Raw genomic sequence first — 22,292 nt, forward strand, 5'->3', positions numbered from 1 at the left:
CTTTTTTGTTTATGCTAAAAAATACTTTTTTAAACCTGCTAGCCAACTATTCAAACGACAACAGTTTCAATATCTTATTATGGCAAGAAATAGAAGAGCATTATACTCGTAAAAAAAGACATTATCACACATTAGAACATCTTGAAAATTTACTTTTTCAATTAGCTCCTATAAAAACCAAAATAAGTCATTGGAACACAATTTTATTCACACTGTTTTATCATGATATCATCTACAACTCTTTAAAAAGTAACAACGAAGAAAAAAGCGCTGAATTAGCTATTAAAAGAATGAAACAACTTTCAGTGCCTAAAGAAATGATAGAGAGTTGCTGCACTCAAATTTTAGCCACTAAATCTCATAATGTGGCTGAAGATTCAGACACCAATTATTTTACTGACGCTGATTTATCAATCTTAGGTCAAGACTGGAAAATATATACTCAGTATTATACAAATGTTCGAAAAGAATATGCCGTTTATCCTAGTTTGGTTTATAACTCAGGGCGTAAAAAAGCTCTTCAACATTTTTTAACGATGAAAAAAATATTCAAAACAGAATACTTTTTTCAAAAATTCGAAGATACAGCACGAAAAAATATTCAGAAAGAAATTGAACTGTTATAAAAGTTCAATTTTAACGACCAACCCTTCATTAGAACGAACATTAAACACTGTTTCGTCCTCAAAAATTAAGTACTGTCCTTTAATTCCTATCAATTTACCTGTATAGGTTTCTTCTTTCTCTAAATTTAAGCTTTTAGGCTTTAGGGGAAATTTTTCAACTGGAAATTGAATATTCGTTTCAGTGTTATTAGCTATGTAATATTCTTTCGCTTCATCAGGAATAAACTCTTGTAATCGCTCACGCCATTCAACCAAGTTTTCATCCTTAATATCATTTTTCAGCATGGTTCTCCAGTTCGTTTTATCAGCTACATGTTCTTTTAAAGCCACCTCTGTAATTCCTGCCAAATAACGATTCGGTACCTCCACTATTTCAATCGCTTCATGTGCGCCTTGATCTATCCAACGAGTGGGAACTTGCTGTTTTCTTGTCACTCCCACTTTTACATTACTTGAATTTGCTAAATACACAATATGCGGTTGTAACTGTACCTTTTTCTCATACTCCAAATCCCTATCTTCTTCTCCTAAATGTGCTTTACTCAACTCAGGGCGCATAATCCAATCTCCTGCAGTTGGAGTCTCAAAAAAGCATTTTTTACAAAACCCTTGACGGTATATTTTTTTTTCTAAATGGCAATTTAAACACTCGTAAGTAACAAAACTCAACTTCAATTCTTTATTCAATAACTGATTCATATTCAAAAAATCAGCCCCCATATCTAAGTAGTATTGAACTGTATGTAAATTTTCGGTAGGCATTTTTTTTAAAACTCCTTGGTATTGCATGTCTTAAATTTTGTTACATTTAGCTTCACAAAATTACAGTAAAAAAATTGAATTAAGAGTTAATCTATGACGTTTCCATTTATAAATTCAATCATTTCTTGGTTTTTAAAAAAGCGTAAACATCAGGTAGAGCTATTTTTAAAATACCCTATTGATGTTCAAAATGAACTATTGTTAAAACTTGTAAGTGCCGCTAAGAATACTGAGTTTGGAAAGCTACAAAACTTCTCTTCAATTAAGAGTTATACTGACTTTACCAACAATGTTCCTATTCAACGTTATGAAAGCATTGAACCGCTTATTGAACGTTGTAGGAAGGGAGAACAAAATTTATTTTGGCCTACTCCTATACGTTGGTTTGCCAAATCTAGCGGTACTACCAATGCCAAAAGCAAGTTTATTCCTGTAAGTGACGAAGCTATTGAGTATTGTCATTTTAAAGCCGGAAAAGACATGTTGTGTTTATACATTAACAACAATGAAAACGCAAATCTTTTTACAGGAAAAGGACTTCGTTTAGGAGGAAGTTCTGCGGTATATGAAGACAACAACACCTACTTTGGTGACTTGTCGGCAATTATTATTGAAAACATGCCTTTTTGGGCAGATTTTAGCTCGGCTCCAAAACAAGAAACTGCATTGATGAGTGAATGGGAGACTAAAATGGAAGCTATTATTAACGAAACTATAGACGAAAACATCACAAGTTTGGTTGGTGTTCCTTCCTGGATGCTGGTTTTATTAAACAGGGTATTAGAAAAAACAGGAAAGGATCATATTTTGGAAGTTTGGCCCAATCTAGAGGTTTATTTTCATGGAGGTATTAACTTTAATCCATACAGAGAGCAATATAAGAAGCTCATTCCAAGAGACAATTTTAAATATTATGAAACCTATAATGCATCAGAAGGTTTTTTTGCCATTCAAGACCGAAATAATTCTGATGAGATGTTATTAATGCTAGACTACGGAATCTTTTATGAGTTTATTCCAATGAGTGAATACAACGGAGAAAACTCAAAGACAGTTCCCCTTTCTGATGTACAAAAAGATGTTAATTACGCCATTGTTATTACCACTAATGGTGGTTTATGGCGTTATTTGATAGGCGACACTATTAAGTTTACCTCAACCGATCCTTACCGTATAAAAATTACAGGACGTACGAAGCATCATATCAATGTTTTTGGAGAGGAATTAATTATTGAAAATGCTGAAGATGCTTTAAAAATAGCAAGTGACAAAACCAACTGTGAAATTAAAGAATATACGGTGGGACCTGTTTTTATGAATGGTAAAGAGAATGGAACTCATGAATGGATTATTGAGTTTAAAAAATCGCCTAAGGATATTACTTTTTTCACTGAAGCACTAGACAATGCTTTAAAAAATTGTAATTCTGACTACGAAGCTAAACGTTATAACGATATGACTTTAGCAATGCCTAAAATACATCAAGCTCGTGAAGGATTGTTTTATGATTGGATGAAGAAAAAAGGAAAACTAGGAGGACAGCATAAGATTCCTCGTTTATCTAATAGTCGTGATTTTGTTGAAGAGCTTTTGAAATTATAACCAACTACTCTGTTTTTATTTTAATTGGCAATTGGTATTTTGTTACTACAGGTATTCCTCTTTTAGTTGCTGGAGTTATGGTGGGTAATTTCTCTATTGTTAGCTTTATAATACTATCCAATTCGGGTAATTGATTGACAACAATTTCAGGGGCTATTACCTTTCCTAAGACAAACTTACCTTCCTTATTAACTAGAACATCAATAAACACCTCTTCATCTAAACTATTTTTAGTTACGAACTTGTACTCTAGTAAACTGGTTGTTATTCTTTTATAAATCTCTTCTCTAAAACAATTAATTCTCGCTTCATTAAACAAATTTTTACATTTATTAAAAGAAGGAGATTCATCTACTTTTGTAAAATCTACAATAGTATCTATAACCTTTGCATTCTCTTTTTTAAAAAATGGAAAGAAATCGCAAGAAGAACATAGCAAAGCACAAACCCCAAAAGCTACATAGCGAAAATTCATCTTGTTGATTTTAAGATGAATATACAAAATTAAATACTATTGTAAAATCTCTCCTTGTAAGAAATAGTACTTTTTAATTTCTTTTACTCTTTCTTTAGCATGTTTTGTCATTACTGAATCTTTTCTTTCAAAACGATTTACATAATCTTTGTAATGCTTGTAAGCTATTCTTTTATCTTTGTAATAAGCTTCACTTGTTTTAGCCAGTTGATACAGCGCTTTGTAGTTTTTCCTATTCTCTTCAAAGGCCCTTTTATAGGACTTTAATTCTTCTTTAGGGTTTCCTAACTCTTCATAAACTCTCGCCAATTGGTAGTATTCAACATCTCTGGGTTCTTTACCCGTAAAAATTGCCACCATATAGTCTAACTGAGCTTTGTAAAACTTTTTCTTTTCAAAATTAATATCTCCCAAGTAAGTATAGGCTTTAAAGTCTGACCGATCAATTCTAATAGCGTTATTAAAATACTTTTTTGCTTCATCGTATTTCTTTAGATTAAAATAGCTACGTCCTAACATTTTTTGTGTGTAGTGTTCGTTAGGTTCTAACGTATCTAGTCTTTGTAAAAAATGAATAGCTTCCGTAAATTTTTCTTCTCTATATAAATTATTAATTTTTAGCTTATTTAAGTTGATATGATTCGGAGCTACCACCAAACCTCTATTTACAAAAATGTTTGTTGAATCTTTATCTCTTAATATAGTATAGGCTAATGCTAAGTGGTGAATAGATTTAATGTGAGTTGAATCATTTTTATAAGCCTCTAAAAAACTGTTTATTTGTAGATTACGCTTTTTCAACATTCCATAAGCAATTCCCAATCGGTAATGGTAATTTGCATTCGTACTATCTTGCTTAATAATGTTTTTAAAAGTATCTATTGCTTTCGCTGGTTGCTTTGTTTGTGCATACAATTTTCCTAGTTGATACTGAATAAGTAAATTTTCAGCATCTTTAGTTACAATACCTTCATAAACATCAATGGCTTTTTGTAATTTTTTTTGTTGTTGATATGCTTTAGCTAACCTTACTTTAACAGAGTAATCATCTTGTAAGGCTAAGGCTTGTTCATAATACTTTGATGCTTGCTTGTAATTATCTATAGACGCATAAATTGCGGCTATTGTTGAAGTTGATTGGAAAGTAGTATCCAGAGCATGTAACTTAGTCAATGCTGTTTGATAGCGTCCTATATTTACTAAACTATCAATCGTTTTAAAAGTCGAAACTTGCGCTTCGACTTTTAGTATTCCTAGTACAAAAACAATAAGTAAAATTTTATTTCTCACGTTTCTATTTTTGGTTTTATCTGTTGCTTTGCTGCAACCAATATACTTAATTTATTCTACGGTAAATGTAATGGGTAAGGTATAACTCACTCGTACTTTTTTCCCTTTATGTTCACCTGGTTGCATTTGAGGCAATTTTTGTACCAACGCTTCTACATGTTGTTTTAATGTTACGTGAGGTGCTCTTGCTTTTACATCAACGACTTTTCCTTGTTTATCTATTTTAAACTGAACATAAATTCGTTTTTTTCCAGCGGATACCCCTAACGTTTTCGATAAAGAAGTATCAAAATTATCTGCTACAAATTGTTGTAAACTTCTAGCGAAGCAAGCTTTATCTCCTTCAGCACAGCCTGGAAAAGTTGGTACTTTTTCCATTGTAGAAAAAGAAACATCTTCTGAGTCTTGGCTATTGGTTTTTCCTTGATTTTTATTTTTCTCCATAAAGTCAAAAGCAACCATTTTTCTATCATTTTCAGCTTCAAAAACTCTAATGTTTAATTGAGGCATTCCTTCTTTACTAAATCCATTTAATAAAGCTAAATATTCTCCTCTTTCTTCTTCTGTCAGGTCATCTATAGAGTATTCTTTAGTATTTGGAAGTTCTTTTCCTAAAAACAAATCAAGATATTTACTTTGGTAGCCCGTAGATGGTTTTTTTACAATTTTACCTTCCTCACTTTTATATATTGTTATAGGTTGTTTTTCAACCTTATTCATTTTAACTTCTTCACTTGAGCAAGCTGTATATAAAACCATACTTCCTAAAAGCGGAATTAGCAGTAAATACTTTAGCTGTTTTACTTTTTTTGACTTCGTTTTTGTCATCATAATAATTCGTTTTTTGATTAATGAATGTTTGTAAAATTGATTAATGAATGAAATATGCTCAACCTGAAAAATATCAGCGAGTAAATGGTTGATATAATTTTCTTTCTTATCAGATTTGCTAGCTACAGCATCTGAAATATATTCATGAACTAACGAAATACGATGTTGGTATACATACACCATTGGATTAAACCACATTACTATTTTTAAAAGTTCAAAAAACAATAAATCTATCGTGTGTTTTTCCTCACTATGCACCAATTCGTGCTGAATAATTTTTTCTTGCTTTGATGATGGAATATCCTTTCCTAAAAAAATATAATTGAAGAATGAAAACGCCTTTGTTTCTTTTGGAAGGAATATCAATTTATAATTGTCTTTTCGAGTAGTTCCGTATCGTAAAACTAATCGTATGATACGCTCTAACTTTACTAAAAACACAACTAAAAACAAGGCACACCCAACCCAAAACAATACATCTAAATAAGTAATAGATTGATACCAAGCCGCTTTTTCAATTACTTTTTGAGGTGACAATACTACCTCTGGTAATAGAATGTAATATTCTTGCGGTACTGCTTTTTGAACTGTTGAAATTTTAAACAAAGGCAACACAAACGATAGTAATGCAGTACCTAACAAATACCATCGGTTTTTGGTGAAAAAGGTTTCTTTGCTTAAAAAGAAATCGTACACCGCTACAAAAAGCACTTGGAATAATACAACTTGAATGATATAGTTTATCATGACTTCTTGTTTTTATTTACTTCCTTTAAAATACTCTCCAGCTCTTGGATATCCATTTTGTTTTCTTTCATAAAAAAAGACACCATGCTTTTAAATGAACCTCCAAAATAGCCGTTCATTAACTTATGTAAACTTTCATTACTATACGCCGACTTTTCTACTAACGGATAGTATACGTAACCTCTACCTTTGGGTTCGTGTCCCACAAACTCTTTAGTTTCTAAAATCCTTATAATTGTTGAAACAGTATTGTATGCTGGTTTTGGCTCGGATAATTCAGTTATTACTTCTTTTACTGAAGCTTTTTTTAACTTCCATACTACTTGCATTATTTGTTCTTCTGCTTTCGTTAATTGCTTATTCATTCTTTTTTTTCTTTTTAAAATCCCAAAATACATTAATAATTTGCCATTTATCATCCAACTTAACTAAGTGAATATACTCTACCCATCTTGTTTTAGAGTATCCTGTAATTAAACTGGCTTTTGCCATATTTCCCATAACAATGATACCTTCTACCACATTTTTTTGATCCTTTTTTGGAAAAGCCCTTTTTGAGTCCATTAACTCTTTTAACTTTTCTATAGGAAAATCTTCACTTAAAGTACCGTTGGGATTTAATCCTCTTTTTGATAACCTAGGATGCAGGGATACTTTCATCTCTTCAAACTTATTTTCAAAAAAATTCTCTATATAATTAATAATAGTCTCTTCAATTAATTGATTATCCTTATCACTTTCTTGTGCATTCATTGCTACTGTAAAAAACAGTAGCAATATTATTATTTTTTTCATTTTACCCTATTTAAAGTTTTTTATCAACTCTTACTTACACAACAGCCTCTACCTCTCCTTCTTTCCTATGACATCGTGCTTACAAATATAACTAAAAAATTAGTTTAAACTAATTTTTTAGTTATAAAATATGTAACAAAGCTTTTATATTTTCGTCTTATCAATAAAAAGTTAATGGATATATTTTTAGTTATACTCGGGTTTGTTTTTGCTTGCTTAGGGATAATAGGTTCCTTTTTACCCATATTACCAGGGACTATTACTGGATGGGTAGGTTTGTTATTATTGCATTTAACAAAAGCTATTCCTCAAAATTGGACATTTTTAGGAATCACTTTAGCTATTGCTGTTATTATATTTTTTCTTGATTACTTTATACCTGCTATGGGAACTAAACGTTTTGGCGGTACCAAATACGGAGTATACGGTACTACTATCGGTTTAGTTATTGGATTACTCTCCCCTATTCCCTTTGGAATTTTAATAGGTGCTTTTGTAGGGGCCTTAGTTGGTGAATTAATTTATGACAGCAAAGACACTAACAGAGCGATTAAAGCTTCTTTTGGTGCCTTTTTAGGTTTTTTAGCTTCAGCAACCATTAAATTTTCAATTTCTATGGTATTCTTAGTGTTATTTATTGTTAAGTTTTTTGAATACAGTAATTCTTTCTTTTAGAAGCAAGCAAGCTATATCTAAGTTTTACTTCTAATCATGAGGTTCCTATTCGCACCTAGTTCGGAATGACAGGTATTAATGATTTAAAAAGTTAGCAAATACACTTAGCCCCGATTGGAGCATCTGTTTGAGCTCCTCGAAGAGAGCGAGTGCGGAAAGCGGGAAATAGCTTCTAAATAAACATAAATAAAATGCAAAAAAAAAGCAACCCATCTAAGGGAAGCTTTCCATTGGTTAACAAAACCATGATACTATTTAAAGTATCTAACAACACAACTAAATGCTGTCTTTTTAAAATTAGACAGCCTGCAAATATACATTCTTTTCAGAAACTCACAAATAAAAAATAACTTTTTTTATAAAATCTATGTGATACTACCGTTGTCTAATTTTGTAATTGATTGTATCTTTGCACCTTTAAATTAAAATTACTTAAAAATTAAGTCAATGCAATTATCAGAACAAGAAGTTGTACGTAGAGAAAAACTATCAAAATTACGTGAATTGGGTATCAATCCATACCCCGCAGATTTATTTCCATTAGATACGAATTCCAAACAGATTAAACAGGAGTTTAAGGAAGGTAAGAAGGTAGTGATTGCTGGTAGGTTAATGTCTCGTCGTATTCAAGGAAAAGCTTCTTTTGCTGAATTGCAAGATAGTGAAGGACGTATTCAAGTATACTTTAACAGAGATGAGATTTGTACAGGTGAAGACAAAAATTTGTACAACGAAGTGTACAAAAAGTTATTGGATATAGGTGATTTTGTAGGTATTGAAGGAGAGTTATTTAAAACTCAGGTTGGAGAAATCACTGTCATGGTAAAAGATTTTAAACTATTAAGTAAATCGTTAAAGCCATTACCATTACCAAAAGTAGATGCTGAAGGAAATACCTTTGACGGATTTACAGATCCTGAGATGCGTTACCGTCAGCGTTATGCTGATTTGGTAGTAAACCCACAGGTAAAAGAAGTGTTTGTAAAACGTACTAAGTTATTCAACGCCATGCGTCAGTTTTTTAATGATGCAGGATATTTTGAAGTAGAAACACCTATTTTACAACCTATTCCAGGTGGTGCCGCTGCAAGACCATTTATTACACATCACAATGCCTTAGACATTCCATTATATATGCGTATTGCGAATGAGTTATACTTAAAGCGTTTGATTGTTGGTGGTTTTGATGGTGTATATGAGTTCTCTAAAAACTTTCGTAATGAAGGAATGGACAGAACGCACAATCCAGAATTTACCGCCATGGAAATTTATGTAGCGTACAAAGACTACAACTGGATGATGGAGTTCACCGAAAAGTTATTAGAGCACTGTGCTTTAGCTGTAAACGGAACTACGGAAGCTACTTTTGGAGAGTATAAGGTAGATTTTAAAGCTCCGTATGCCCGTGTTACGATGGCTGATTCTATCAAGCACTTTACTGGTTTTGACATCAACGGAAAATCGGAAGATGAAATCCGTAAAGCCGCTCAAGACATGGGTATCGAGGTAGACGACACCATGGGTAAAGGAAAGTTAATTGATGAGATTTTTGGTGAGAAATGTGAAGGAAACTACATTCAACCAACCTTTATTACCGATTACCCGAAGGAAATGTCTCCATTATGTAAAGAGCACCGTGACAATCCTGAATTAACTGAACGTTTTGAGTTAATGGTATGTGGTAAAGAAATTGCCAATGCATACTCTGAATTAAACGACCCAATCGATCAACGTGAACGTTTTGAAGCTCAGTTAAAGTTAGCAGCACGTGGAGATGATGAAGCGGGTGAGTTTATCGATCAAGATTTTTTACGTGCCTTAGAATATGGGATGCCTCCTACTTCTGGATTAGGAATTGGAATGGATCGTTTAATTATGTATTTAACAAACAATCCGTCAATTCAAGAAGTATTATTCTTCCCGCAAATGAAACCTGAGAAGCAAGCTCCTACTGTTGAGTTAAACGATGATGAAAAAGCATTGTTAGCATTGATAGAAAAAGCTGAAAAAATAGATTTAAACGAGTTAAAAACGCAAAGTGGTTTATCTAATAAAAAGTGGGACAAAACCATTAAAGGGTTAACTAAAAATAACCTTGCTAAAGTTGAAAAAACAGATGAGGGCTTATTTGTAGAAGTATTATAAATAAATTAAGTACTTACTAAACACTTACAATAGGTTGCCAAATGGCAACCTATTTTTGTTGCATATTATAGCAGATAAAGACAGATAAAGTGTCACCAATCTGTCACTAGATTGAAAAATATCTTATAAATTTAGAAAACGCAACATACAGATATGTCAGTTAATTTAAGAACCAAATATTTAGGAAACCCAAAGATTTCAAAAAAGAATAGAGCTTATAAGAAACAACTAGATTATACATTAAATGGTAAAAGGGTTAGAGAAACAATTAAAGAAGTAGTATTTTATCCTAACGACTCTAAGGAAAACAGAAAACAAAAAGAAAGGTTAATAAATAATATCAGGTCAAAATTAGAAATCGAACTGGGAAATGCAAAACATGGTTTGGTATCAAGACAGTTACAAAAAGCGAACTTTATTAGCTATTTTGAAAAATTAGGAAACAAAAAAGAGGAGAAAACAAAAACTGCTTGGGATAACACGTTAAAACATATAAGAAAATTCCAAGGACGAAAAATTACATTTGAGAATATCTCTTCATGTTGGTTAGAAAATTTTATAGAATATTTAAAAAGTAAAGGTTTAGCAAATAATTCAATATTAACTTATACGAATAAGATTAATGCTGCATTAAATCAAGCAGTAAAAGAAAAAATTATAGTTGAAAATCCAATAAAATATATAGATAGACCAAAAAAGGAAGAAACTGAAATAGTTTATTTAACAAAGGAAGAAATTCAAATAATAATTGATACTGATTTTTGGGATAATGATTCAAAAAACGCTTTTCTTTTTAGCTGTTACACTGGTTTAAGAGCTTCAGATATTATGAAACTCAAATGGTCAAATATTGTCGAAAATAAAATTCAACTCGTTCAAAACAAAACTAAAAACACAGTTTATATTCCTTTAAACAGTGCTGCCCAAAACATCCTAAAAAAGCAAAAACTAAATGAAAATTTCATTTTTAATCTCTCTGAACATACCAGCTCATTAAATAGAACAGTAAAAAAACTTATAAAACTATCAGGTATAAATAAGAAAGTTCATTTTCATTGCGCAAGGCATACATTTGCAACATTATTAGTAACTTCAGGAACTAACATCTTTACTATTTCAAAATTGATGGGACATAAAGACATAAAAAGCACTATGGTGTATGCTAAAGTAATTGACGAAGAAAAACAGAAAGCCGTAAATAGTATTAATTTAAAATTTTAGTTATGAAATATAAAAAAGCAAAAATAGAAGTTGAATATTTAGAAGATAAAATAGTAACAGATTTTGAAACAAGTTTTAGCTATCTAGTGTTAGAAGATTTCTATGAAGGAGGTTATGAAGACATTACAGAAGATGAATTTTTTTATGAGGAATATTTTATGAAATACCATTATAGGATTGTAGAACTTCTTCTTGAACTTGAGGATAATATAGCAGAAAAATTTATGGAATTAAAAATTCGATTAATAAAGCTAAAAAGAATCATAGACACTAAAATATCCAATATAGGAAAAAATGAAAATGATATTCTTCAAGAAATTGAGAAACCTAAAAGAACAAAAAATCCTAATACTCAATTTTTATTAAATAAAAATTTTGACAAAGACTCCTTAATCAAACTTCTTCATAAACACCTATTAAACAATGAATTAATAAACATTGACTTAGATGAATTTTCTTTACATTTTACTAATGCTTGGGAGTGTAAAATATTATGGAAAGGCACAGAAAAACAAATTGCAAATTTGATTAACTTGCTAATTGAAAACAAGTATTTGAGACCAAAATGTAATCAATTTAAATATAAAATCATTTGTTCTCATTTTATAAACAAAAATGGTAATCCATTTAAAGAAAAGCAATTAAGCAAGGTTTTTTCTATTGAAAAAGATAACATGTATAAGGATATAACTAATGAAATTTTTGATAATGTAAGTACTAACTTAACACTTACATAATAGACAGATTAAGGTTGCGATATTTGAACCATTATTAATTTAAATATTTAATTATGGAGAAAATATCCAAACTAATCGATGAGGTAGAAAACCTTAAAAAAGAAATAAAAAAAAGTTATCTTTTTAGAAAAAGAATCTACACTATTAAAGAAACCTCAATTGTAATAGGTGTAAGTATTTCCTATGTACAAAAACTTATCAGCACTAATCAAATACCTTACTCTAAGCCAAATGGTAAACTAATTTTTATTAGGCGTAAAGATTTAGAGAAATTTCTAATGAGAAACTATACTCCTACAAAAGATGATGCTGATACTATTTTAGCGAATAATCTTTTAAGTTTAAAAAAGAGGCTTTAATCCTGGTATTTATAATAAGCTACACAAGTTTCTGTATAAAGGAAATAATTATGATTGATACAATAAAGGGATATAGAGATTTAAAGTCTAAGCACTATCATAATATTAGTAAATTAATAGATAAGGCTAGTATAAGTATACATGAGAAAGGATATAATGCAATTTTGAATGTCTCAAACTTTAAGATAACAATTAAAGTTAATTCAGAAAATATACCTTACAGGATGTATTTCAATGGATCATTGTCCAAATATTACTTTGGTAATAATTTATCTCATCTAAATATGAAAACTTTAAAAAAGGCAGTAGATATGTTTTCAGATGATATTGGAATGAATATGAAGAAAGCTAATTTAACTAGAGTTGATTATGGATATAGTTTTAAACTTAAACATCCAGTACATAAATATTTAAGTTGTTTAAATTCATATCCAAGATTTGATACAAATAGATATAAAGACTCTATATACTTCTTTACAAAATACGCTTCAAAAACTTTAATATTCTATGATAAGTTAAAAGAAATGAAATCGAGCGATAAAAATCATTTCATCAATTTACCTGTTGAATATCATAATAAAAGAATTATGCGATATGAAATTAGGTTTAAAACAAATTTACGGAGAAGATTTAACGTAAATAAATTTAAAGTAAGCACTTTATTTAGAAAAAGCATTATCAATGAAATCCATACTAGGTGGGAGAAAAGTTATAAGAAGATAAATAAGATTGAGATTGGTATAGACCCAATACATTTAATATACGAATACAATGGCTTATATAAGTACCTAGCATATCACGGTGTTGAGAAAGTAGGGTATCAAAGAATAAGTAATACAATCGCTGAATTAAATTTTGATTTAAAAAACTCAGTAGCTAAACGTAGTAAATTAAAACATACAGTAAATGAATTATTAAAGGAAGCTCATAAAAACACACTAGACAAGTACTTAATAGATGAATTGGACGATAAAATAATAAACTTTAAACAAAATGAAAGGCAAAAAGATACAAGTAAAAACATTTAAAATTAGATTAAGAAAAAAACACAATATTAAAGATTTAAAAAAGTTAAATTCTTTTTTAAAAAGTGTTTTAGTAACCAAGCAGTATACTTACCTAATAAGTGAACGAAATTATTTGGCAATGTCTATTCATTACGAAGAAGAATAGAAATTTGTCCTAATCTTTATATTTAGATACTGAGAGCCCTTATAAAAATCATAATTTTTTGCTCATAGTTGAGGTTTATTAATTAATTTGTAGCTCGAAAAATACAACTATGAATTCTATTAACCATACAGCAATAAATCATCTTCAAGATTTTCAATTAACCAAACTTATACTAAAACTACTTTTCTTAGAACATCAAAAATATAATTTTGAAAATTGCTATATAAGCGTACCTCAGAATATTAATGTTGCCGACGGTGGAGAAGATGGTCGAATTGAAACAACAGACCACAAAGACTCTATGTGGGTTACTGACAACCTATGCTTATATCAATGTAAAGCGTCTGATATGTCAAAAGGAAAATGTAAAGAAGAATTACTTAACTCAAAAGGAAATCTCAAACCAAAAGTAAAAGAAATATTAGACCATAATGGAACATATATATTGGTTACAACACAGAGTATTGTAGAAAAAGGCCTTGATAAGGATAGTGATAGAGTAGCAAGTATTAGAGAAGGAATAAAAGAAGCTAAAATAAAAGAAGGTTTAAGTGAAGTTGATGCAAAAGTATTTTCTGAAAATGCTAAAATTAAAATTTATGATGCAAATTTAATCAGTAATTGGACTAATCAATATATTTCTGCAATTTCATATGTTCAGATTTGTAATGGTTATACAAAACCAAACGGTTTATTAATTTGGGATGAACTAAAAACATATAAAGAAAATCAAGAGGATTTTAAAAGTAGTCCTGAACTTAAAAATATTATAAGCAAACTAAGAAATGATATTTATCAGGGAAAACATATTAGAATTCAAGGACCTTCAGGTATTGGTAAATCGAGATTGATTTGTGAAATAATGTCACCTGGAAATAAAAATGACAAAGGACAGTATGATTTAGTAAGAAAAACTATTTCAGAAAACTCAATCTTTTTTGATATAAGTAATAACAATTCTGACCTACTTAATTTTGTCAGAAGCCATGCTTTAGATACACAAGCTATAATTGTATTAGATAACTGTCCTCCTGATAATCACTTATTGTATTCTAGAGAATGTAAGAGAGTTGGCAGTAATCTTCAATTAATATCCATTGACTTTGATAGAGTTAATCAATCACAAAGTAATGGTGATGAAATCTTAGATTTAAAAAGTGATTATTACATTAAAGTAACTGAGGATATATTAAAAGAAAAGTACCAAGGTGAATTGTCAGATAGTGACATTGAATTTCTTATTAAGTTCTCAGAAGGAAATACAAAAATGGCTATTGATTTTGCAAATGCTTCAGTTAAAAAAATCAACCTTAATGAAGCATTTAATAACGATTTAGTTGAAAAAATAATATTTGGAAGAGAACCAAGTGATAGTGATGAATTTAAAATACTAAAATTACTATCTGTTTTTGACAAAGTGGAATTCCCATCAGATGAGTATTTTTATATAGATGAAAACCACTATAAACAATTATTGGAAGGTATAAACTTCTTATCATCTTTTTTTAAGATAGAATTTGAAAAATTTCGATTAACTATAAAAAAATTCATTGATAAAGGTACTATTGAACGCAGAGGTAATCTTATTATGATAAGACCAAATCCACTTGCGTTAAAGTTATCGTTACTCTTTTGGGATGATTTATCTCCTTTACATTATAGTAAATTCATCTCTGACATTCCTGACTCCCTAAAAATACCATTATCAGATCAACTTCAACAAATAGGAGGTGTAGATAAAGCTAAAGGATTAGTAAAAACTATGTGGGGGCTAAATGGAAATTTTTCAACAGCGGAAATATTAAATTCTAATATGGGTTCACGTCTTTTTCGCTCAATTGTAACTGTGAATCCAGAAGAGACAACCAAGGTTCTTGTAAAAAATTACCTAAACAAACCAACAGAATATCTTTCAGAAGTAATTGAGGGCAGACAAAACCTTGTATGGGCTTTAGAAAAATTATGCTTTAGAAAAGAAACTTTTCCAAATGCTTCAAAAGTTTTAATGTCGTTTGCAGTAGCTGAAATAGAAACTTATTACAGTAATAATTCTACCAGTTATTTCAAACAACTTTTTCATATTTATTTGGCAGGAACAGAGGTTAATTATAACGAAAGAATAAAAACATTACAATGGGCTATCGAAAAGAAGAATCCTGACTTTGATATTATGACTTTAAAAGCTTGTAGTTCTGCTTTAAGTGGAATGAGTAGTAATACAAGAATAATTGGAGCAGAAAATCAAGGGAGCGAAATTCCTTTAAAAGATTTTCAACCTAAAAACTTATCAGAAATTAATGATTATACAAACGATATTTTACTCATCTTAAGAAAGCTATATGGTAAATATCAGGATAATATAAATGGAATTATTCGTTCAAGCTTATATTTTTTTATAGAAAGTAGCTATGATTTTAATTTATTAGGAGAGTTTTTTGAAAACATGATTAAGGATTCAAAATCTAGACATGAACTCAGAAAATCTTTGTTAGATATTAAATCTTTTGAAATTCAACATGACACTCAAATAGAAGTAATTAATGAGTTTATCTCCAAGACAGAACCACAAACAATTGAAGAAGAAATAAAAGATAAAGTATCAAATCCTCAATACATTTATTCAAAAGATATAAATAAAGATATAAATAAAGAAAACTGTGAAGCTTTTGCAGAAAAAATTTTTCATGAAAGAATTGATTTAAGTCTTTATTTAAAAAACCTATTCATTGGAGAACAATATCAAACATATAATTTTGGTAAAAAATACGGAGAACTAAAAGGTTTTGAAGAAACTTTTTTAAATGAAATTTTAATATTTCTGATTGATTTAAGAGATGATGAGAATTGGAATATTTCCTTTTTGAATGGATACTTATCTGAATTTTCATCTGAAATCAGAAAATCTGTTTTCTATAAGTTTTTATCTAAAAAATCTAAATTTTCATTTTACCTTTTTAGAAACATTAATGCAAACCTAAAAGATGCTTTAAAATTATTAGAAGTTATAAATATTGATAATATAAAATATTTGAGATTTGCTGGGCATGAATTATCATCACTTAATATTGGAGAATTAATTACTTTTCTAGAAAGGTTAAATCAATTATTAGAAAATAAATCTCCGTTTTTAAATTTAATACATAATTATCTAAGATCTCATAAATCTAATATGGGGAGAGTAGCAATATTTAAATGGTTAAATGAATTGATGAAAAAACACAATCTTCTAGAAAACATCAATAAGAGTGCATATCGAGATAATTATGATTGGCAAGAGACAATGGAAATAATGTTGTGTACAAACCCTGCTTATGTTTCTATTATATGTGAACAAATAATTTCATATAATAAATCTAATTTCACTTCACTTATTAGTGAGAATCACATAACGAAAGTCGCTATTTTAACTTTAGAGAAAAATTTTGATTTGGCTTGGAGTAATTATTCTAAGTTATTACTTGAAGTACCTAATTACCTATTATTCTCTAAAATTTTTAATCTTGGTTTTTCAAGTGACAGGAATACCCATCCCTTTTTCTCAGACAAGGAAAGAAACAATAAAATTCTCAACTGGTGTATATCAAATCCTGAGGTTGCAAAAAGAATAATTCGTTACACTCCTTTGTTTTCTGATTCCGGAGAATGGTTTGACTTTACATTTAAAATGATAATTCAATTTGGAAATAAGGAAGAATTCCTTGATGAACTTTCATCTAACTTTCATTCAATGACAACTGTTGGTTCAAGAGTTCCTTATTTAGAGTCTAGAAAAAAGTTATTAGAAAAACTAATACATTTAAATATCGATGAATTAACAAATTGGACAGAAAAACAAATTGAATATTTTAACAAACAAATTGAAATTGAAAAAATTACTGATGAACAAAAAGGCTTAAGTTAGATATGGTAATATCTGTCCCCCATTAATTTTTAGATAATCATTCTTTATGAATACTATGTACGTTTTTTACTACAACAATTTTTTTAAAACTATTATTAACGGGTTTTATCAATAATCCTTTATAAAACAACATAAAAACATATATATTTGAATAACAATTAAAACAATAGAAAGACAGATATAAACGTTCATTAAAACATAATCGAAAGGCATTGGCCATCTTTAACTTTAGTAAAAACTGGTAATTTTTAAAAATAAGTAGAAAAAGATGAGCTAATGCCCATGCATAATATTGGCATGGGCTTAGTTCGCTTTACTTATAGGTATACCAGTACCTTACTAAAGAGTGTCCTTAAGTACCATGCCTCTTATTTTATAATAACTTCAATTAGGTACTTGGTTGAACTAACAATTTTAACAGTGAACTGCACTAATATAACAAGTATCAAACACCTTATAACCATTGGCTTTATATTCATAATTGGTTGCAATCATACTAACAAATCTTCTCAACAAAGAATCAAGACGAATGAGAAAAATGCGTTAGTTTTTAGGTTTATAAGTAATAGTAATGACTTAGAAAATGAGGTTAAAATATTACAGACTACTAATGAGGTAAGCTATCATACTTTTGATTTTAATAAAAACCTTATCATCATGAAATCTCAATCACAAAACGGAAATTGGAAAACCTTTGAATTTAAAATAAAGAAAAGCAAAACAACAGAAAGTCTATTAGGACTAAAAGGAATGGAATTTGACATTGAAAACCCAAATTGTTTTCAAGTATGGGTTAGTACAATGGGCAATATTGGTTATGAATTTAGAAATGGTCAAAAATTAGTTTTCTACGGAGTTATAGAAATAAAATAATGAAAACATTAAAAATATCAACAACAACATTAATTCTAGCATTACTTCTAATAAGTTGTAAAGAAACTCCTCAACAACATAACAACCAAATACTAGAAAAGAAACAAAACACCATAATTGAACCGCCAAAAACTCATAAACAAAACAATGAAGATTGGATAAAAAAAGCACAACAACTTCAACAACTAAAAGAGGGTGAAAAATAGAAATAACTACCAACTCACCTTTTCAAAATAAATCTGAGTTTCAACTAGATTTGTTGGAACATTGGTCAAATCCCAAAGAGTATAATAAAAAACATAAAGAACCAACATTAAAAGAATTTGAATACTCAGACCATTGGAGAAAAGAAGCATACAAAGCCACTAAATTATATATCAAAAAAGTGATAAATAAAAAACCTAATTGCAAAGTAACTCGTCAGGGCAGTTATCAGCCATATTTACTTCGACACCTAGGTAACTTTAGGTATTTGGTGAAAATTTATTGTGAATTTAATTGTAAACAAGGATATAATAATCCTTCATACTTTTTTGTAGAAGTGCATTACAAAGAATTCAATACTTGGGACGGAAAAGTGGTAAAGCAAAAGTTTATAGATTAAAATAAATAAAAACTCATTTAAGTGTAAATAATATTTTACTTTTATTGAGAATAAAAAAAAAGAAAATGTCAGCAAGTAATGAGTATACATATTGGCACTTAACACCTAATGGGTGGGTGTCAGGTGATAGCAAAACAGATTTCGGAAAAAGAATACAGAAAGAAGAACCAAATGATACGGTTTTAACCATTCTTTATAAAGAATACCAAGCTAGTCCTTTCTCTAAAATGGAAATTACTCAAGAAAGAACTTTTGAAATTAAAGACAAAGATGAGATAGCTAAGCTAGAGGAAAAATTTCCATTCAAACCTTACATTGATTGAAATTAGTATATTTTAGTAGATAAACCTGCATTTTCAGTCACAAATTTGTCAGTTTAAAAACAACATTAGTTAGAAACACCTGTATTTATAAAGGTTTCTAAAACTTGGTTTCATTCTTCCCGCAAATGAAACCTGAAAAGCAAGCTCCTGCTGTTGAATTAAACGATGACGAAAAAGCATTGCTAGCATTGATAGAAAAAGCTGAAAAAATAGATTTAAACGAGTTAAAAACTCAAAGTGGTTTGTCTAATAAAAAGTGGGACAAAACCATTAAAGGATTGACTAAAAACAATCTTGCTAAAGTTGAAAAAACGGAAGAAGGTTTATTTGTAGAAATTATATAAATTACTTTTTAAAGTTTATAATAAACAAAAAGCAATCTTACTGGTTACTGTGCGTAGCCGAAGTAAGATTGCTTTTTGTTTGATTTTGCTTTATTTTTAATAAACTAGCTATGAATGAGTATAAATTGTTAAAATAAACCCACACCCTCTGTAACAATAGCTAAACTTCTTATATTCAAAGTTTTTCATAACTTTAAGGGACTATGAAAAAATTGTTAGAATACCCTCCTTTTCACTTTTTAGTGTGCCTTGTTATTGGGATTATGCTTCAATTCTATATACAGGTTTGGCGATATAGTTTTATTTATTTAGGCAGTTTATTATTGGTTTTTGGGGTTGTTCTCTTTTTTTTAAAAAGATTACAAAAACGAAAAATATTTAGCGTAGTTAGCTTACTCCTTTTTGTTTTTATTGGGGTTAGCACCACCTATATTCATAATCCGAAGAATTATACGAATTATTACAAACATCAATTAACAGATGACTCATCTTCTGTATTAACTATTCAAAAAGTATTAAAATCAGGTAATTACTATACAAGATACCTAACTGAAGTTTCACAAGTAGATACTACCAAAACTGCTGGAACTATTCTTCTAAACATTCAAAAGGACAGTTTATCACCTATATTAAAGGTAGGTAATCGGATTTTTATCAAAACTCCTTTTAAAGAGCTAATTACACCTTTAAATCCGCATCAATTTGACTACAAACAGTATTTAGCAAAACAGTATGTTTATCATCAAGTGTTTTTAAGCAAGCAAGAATTTAAACAGCTTAACAATGCTAGTTTTTCTTTAATCGCTTTATCGGCTAGCATCAGAGAAAAAGTACAAACTTCCTTAAAACAATATCACTTTTCCAATGATGAATTTGCTGTGATTAATGCTTTATTACTCGGTCAGCGTCAAGAAATATCTAAAGAGCTATTAGAAAGCTATACCAATGCAGGCGCGATTCATATTTTAGCCATTTCAGGATTACATATTGGTATTTTACTGCTATTGCTCTCCTATGTATTCAAACCTATGGAAAAACTTCCTAACGGAATACTCGTAAAAACCATCTGTATTGTATTACTCTTATGGTCTTTTGCTTTTATTGCTGGATTATCAGCCTCAGTAGTTAGAGCTGTAACCATGTTCACTTTTGTCGCAATTGGACAATCATTCAAACGAAAAAAGATGATTGAGTATTCTTTAATCAGTTCTATGTTCTTTTTACTTTTAATAAAACCCATGTTTTTATTTGATGTTGGTTTTCAACTGAGTTATCTGGCTGTTTTTGGTATTGTTTGGGTGCAACCATTACTCTACAACCTCTGGAAACCTAAACTTTGGTTACTAGATAAAGGCTGGAGCTTATTTACCGTTTCAATAGCTGCACAAGCAGGTATTTTACCTATTAGTTTATATTATTTCCATCAATTTCCAGGCTTATTTATACTCTCAAATCTAATTATTATTCCTTTTTTAGGGAGCATATTGCTCTTTGGAATCATTATTATCTTACTAGCTACATTGAACATCCTTCCTCAATTTATAGCTAATATTTACGGGTTTATTATCTCAACAATGAATTATTTTGTTGATTGGATTGCGCATCAAGAAGATTTTTTACTCAAAGAAATTTCCATATCTTTTGAAACAATGCTAGCTTGGTATGTTTTTATTATTTTCTTATATCAAGCGTGTATTCGAAAAACTTATAAAAATGTAACTTTACTTTTAGCTTCTATCCTCTTACTACAGGGAATTTATTTTTATGAAAAGTTTCAAATTAACAGAAAAAGTGAATTCATTGTATTTCATAAAAGCCGACACTCATTTTACGGAAAGAGAAATGGGAAAGAATTATCAATCATTAGTTCTTTGAATAAAACTATTTTACATCAACAAAAACCAATACAGTCGTATAGAATTGGAGAACATGTTTCTTCTAAAATTGTTGACTCTACCTTAGCTGTTTTCTCATATAAAAGTAAGCAATTTTTAATTGTAGATAGTGTAGGAATTTATCGAATAAACGGACTTAAAAACCCGATAGTTCTCCTACGAAACAGTCCTAAAATAAACTTAAATAGATTAATTACTACCTTAAAACCTCAACAAATTATTGCTGATGGAAGTAATTATAAATCATATATTACTAGATGGAGAGAAACTTGTTATAAACAAAAAACACCATTTTGGTATACTGGTCAAAATGGTGCTTATATTTTAAGAGAATAGACTTTACATGGCGCTTTTAAAGTTTTTTTCAAACTCTTTCCATGGTGTATTCTTGTAATTATCTTTGTTAAAATACGCTAGTATTTTTTCAAACTTTTTTTCTTCCAAATACCCTGGTACGTTTTGTAACAATTGTCTTTCTGTATTAAAAAAAGCAGTTGAAGGATAACTTAACTGTCCTTTCATTATAGCCGCTGCTAACTGGTGATACCCTCTTCTTCCTTGAGCTTGGTACTTAAACGTTTTTCCTTGAAACGTAATATCATCTTTTGCTTCTCCGTTTAACTTTACTGGATAATAATGTGTATTGATATACTCAATAATTACTTTGTTTTTATAGGTTGTTTTATCCATTTTTTTACACCAACCACACCAGTCAGTATAAATGTCTACTAAAATTGGCTTTGGCTCTTTCTCGCTCATTTCCATTGCTTGTTCAAAGCTTAACCAGTTTACTTTATCTTGCGCCTTTACTCCAAATGAAATAAAGGTTAAAACTGCTACTACTATTATTTTTTTCATACTCCTTAAGTCTCAATAAGTGTTCCAAATTTACAAAAAAACCTGCCAACATTTAA

At 29.5% G+C, this 22,292-nt stretch carries 21 protein-coding genes and 1 pseudogene; 15 read left to right on the forward strand and 7 right to left on the reverse strand.

Annotation, left to right across the window (positions count from 1 at the left end):
* The first annotated feature begins 11 nt into the window (after positions 1–11).
* On the forward strand, positions 12–626 hold the full coding sequence (locus ACN0WY_RS09705; RefSeq protein ID WP_330488345.1) for a hypothetical protein: 615 nt from the start codon (positions 12–14) through the stop codon (positions 624–626).
* Here the strand turns inward: ACN0WY_RS09705 and ACN0WY_RS09710 are convergent.
* Entirely contained in the window at positions 621–1,415 is a 795-nt protein-coding gene (locus ACN0WY_RS09710) for a DUF2797 domain-containing protein (RefSeq protein ID WP_417800237.1), read from the reverse strand. The two genes, ACN0WY_RS09705 and ACN0WY_RS09710, sit on opposite strands and share 6 nt — an antisense overlap.
* A 66-nt stretch (positions 1,416–1,481) precedes the next feature.
* Here ACN0WY_RS09710 and ACN0WY_RS09715 point away from each other — a divergent pair, with 66 nt between their 5' ends.
* The gene (locus tag ACN0WY_RS09715; RefSeq protein WP_417800238.1) at positions 1,482–2,990 is read left to right on the forward strand and encodes a GH3 auxin-responsive promoter family protein; all 1,509 of its coding nucleotides are present in this window, start codon (positions 1,482–1,484) and stop codon (positions 2,988–2,990) included.
* Between the two features lie 4 nt (positions 2,991–2,994).
* On the opposite strand, the gene ACN0WY_RS09720 is transcribed toward ACN0WY_RS09715, so the two are convergent.
* Genes ACN0WY_RS09720 through ACN0WY_RS09740 form a run of 5 tightly spaced genes read right to left on the reverse strand, consistent with a single transcriptional unit; the run spans position 2,995 to position 7,128 of the window.
* Positions 2,995–3,465 carry a hypothetical protein gene (locus ACN0WY_RS09720; RefSeq protein WP_330488348.1) on the reverse strand — a complete coding sequence of 157 codons (471 nt, stop codon included), beginning with the start codon at positions 3,463–3,465 and terminating at the stop codon, positions 2,995–2,997.
* A 36-nt stretch (positions 3,466–3,501) separates the two neighbouring features.
* Complete coding sequence (locus ACN0WY_RS09725; protein ID WP_417800239.1) at positions 3,502–4,755, reverse strand: tetratricopeptide repeat protein; 1,254 nt, start codon at positions 4,753–4,755, stop codon at positions 3,502–3,504.
* A gap of 51 nt (positions 4,756–4,806) precedes the next feature.
* Positions 4,807–6,333, reverse strand: coding sequence for a M56 family metallopeptidase (locus ACN0WY_RS09730; protein ID WP_417800240.1), 1,527 nt, complete (start codon positions 6,331–6,333; stop codon positions 4,807–4,809).
* Entirely contained in the window at positions 6,330–6,698 is a 369-nt protein-coding gene (locus ACN0WY_RS09735) for a BlaI/MecI/CopY family transcriptional regulator (RefSeq protein ID WP_330488351.1), read from the reverse strand. The genes ACN0WY_RS09730 and ACN0WY_RS09735 overlap by 4 nt, the downstream gene beginning before the upstream one ends.
* Positions 6,691–7,128, reverse strand: a complete 438-nt coding sequence (locus ACN0WY_RS09740; protein WP_330488352.1) for a nuclear transport factor 2 family protein — start codon at positions 7,126–7,128, stop codon at positions 6,691–6,693. The genes ACN0WY_RS09735 and ACN0WY_RS09740 overlap by 8 nt, the downstream gene beginning before the upstream one ends.
* Positions 7,129–7,302: 174 nt before the next feature.
* Between ACN0WY_RS09740 and ACN0WY_RS09745 the strand changes: the two genes are divergently transcribed.
* The 13 genes and pseudogenes from ACN0WY_RS09745 to ACN0WY_RS09805 all read left to right on the forward strand — a co-directional run bounded on the left by ACN0WY_RS09745 (position 7,303) and on the right by ACN0WY_RS09805 (position 21,714).
* Positions 7,303–7,803 (forward strand): DUF456 domain-containing protein, encoded by a 501-nt coding sequence (locus tag ACN0WY_RS09745; protein WP_417800241.1) that lies wholly within the window; start codon positions 7,303–7,305, stop codon positions 7,801–7,803.
* 447 nt (positions 7,804–8,250) lie between these two features.
* On the forward strand, positions 8,251–9,948 hold the full coding sequence (lysS, locus tag ACN0WY_RS09750; protein WP_417800242.1) for a lysine--tRNA ligase: 1,698 nt from the start codon (positions 8,251–8,253) through the stop codon (positions 9,946–9,948).
* Positions 9,949–10,101: 153 nt separating this feature from the next.
* The gene (locus tag ACN0WY_RS09755; protein WP_417800243.1) at positions 10,102–11,169 is read left to right on the forward strand and encodes a tyrosine-type recombinase/integrase; all 1,068 of its coding nucleotides are present in this window, start codon (positions 10,102–10,104) and stop codon (positions 11,167–11,169) included.
* A gap of 2 nt (positions 11,170–11,171) precedes the next feature.
* Positions 11,172–11,906 carry a hypothetical protein gene (locus ACN0WY_RS09760; protein ID WP_417800244.1) on the forward strand — a complete coding sequence of 245 codons (735 nt, stop codon included), beginning with the start codon at positions 11,172–11,174 and terminating at the stop codon, positions 11,904–11,906.
* 53 nt (positions 11,907–11,959) lie between these two features.
* Complete coding sequence (locus tag ACN0WY_RS09765) at positions 11,960–12,265, forward strand: helix-turn-helix domain-containing protein (protein ID WP_417800245.1); 306 nt, start codon at positions 11,960–11,962, stop codon at positions 12,263–12,265.
* A 50-nt stretch (positions 12,266–12,315) separates the two neighbouring features.
* Positions 12,316–13,293, forward strand: coding sequence for a phage/plasmid replication domain-containing protein (locus ACN0WY_RS09770; RefSeq protein ID WP_417800246.1), 978 nt, complete (start codon positions 12,316–12,318; stop codon positions 13,291–13,293).
* Between the two features lie 254 nt (positions 13,294–13,547).
* On the forward strand, positions 13,548–17,339 hold the full coding sequence (locus tag ACN0WY_RS09775) for a hypothetical protein (protein ID WP_417800247.1): 3,792 nt from the start codon (positions 13,548–13,550) through the stop codon (positions 17,337–17,339).
* 420 nt (positions 17,340–17,759) lie between these two features.
* Positions 17,760–18,212, forward strand: coding sequence for a hypothetical protein (locus tag ACN0WY_RS09780; protein ID WP_417800248.1), 453 nt, complete (start codon positions 17,760–17,762; stop codon positions 18,210–18,212).
* Positions 18,212–18,418, forward strand: a complete 207-nt coding sequence (locus tag ACN0WY_RS09785; protein ID WP_417800249.1) for a hypothetical protein — start codon at positions 18,212–18,214, stop codon at positions 18,416–18,418. Before ACN0WY_RS09780 ends, ACN0WY_RS09785 begins: the two co-directional genes overlap by 1 nt.
* 53 nt (positions 18,419–18,471) lie before the next feature.
* Positions 18,472–18,816 carry a hypothetical protein gene (locus tag ACN0WY_RS09790; RefSeq protein WP_417800250.1) on the forward strand — a complete coding sequence of 115 codons (345 nt, stop codon included), beginning with the start codon at positions 18,472–18,474 and terminating at the stop codon, positions 18,814–18,816.
* A 65-nt stretch (positions 18,817–18,881) separates the two neighbouring features.
* Entirely contained in the window at positions 18,882–19,139 is a 258-nt protein-coding gene (locus tag ACN0WY_RS09795) for a hypothetical protein (RefSeq protein WP_417800251.1), read from the forward strand.
* Positions 19,140–19,246: 107 nt separating this feature from the next.
* Positions 19,247–19,483: pseudogene (locus tag ACN0WY_RS09800) on the forward strand (lysine--tRNA ligase); the annotation flags it as partial.
* Positions 19,484–19,686: 203 nt separating this feature from the next.
* A complete protein-coding gene (locus ACN0WY_RS09805) occupies positions 19,687–21,714 on the forward strand; it encodes a ComEC/Rec2 family competence protein (RefSeq protein WP_417800252.1) in 2,028 nt (675 codons plus the stop codon).
* Positions 21,715–21,717: 3 nt separating this feature from the next.
* Here ACN0WY_RS09805 and ACN0WY_RS09810 read toward each other — a convergent pair whose 3' ends face one another.
* On the reverse strand, positions 21,718–22,236 hold the full coding sequence (locus ACN0WY_RS09810) for a thioredoxin family protein (protein ID WP_417800253.1): 519 nt from the start codon (positions 22,234–22,236) through the stop codon (positions 21,718–21,720).
* Positions 22,237–22,292 lie beyond the last annotated feature (56 nt).

Origin of the sequence: Tenacibaculum sp. (assembly GCF_048269885.1) — a bacterium.
Classification (GTDB): Bacteria; Bacteroidota; Bacteroidia; order Flavobacteriales; family Flavobacteriaceae; genus Polaribacter.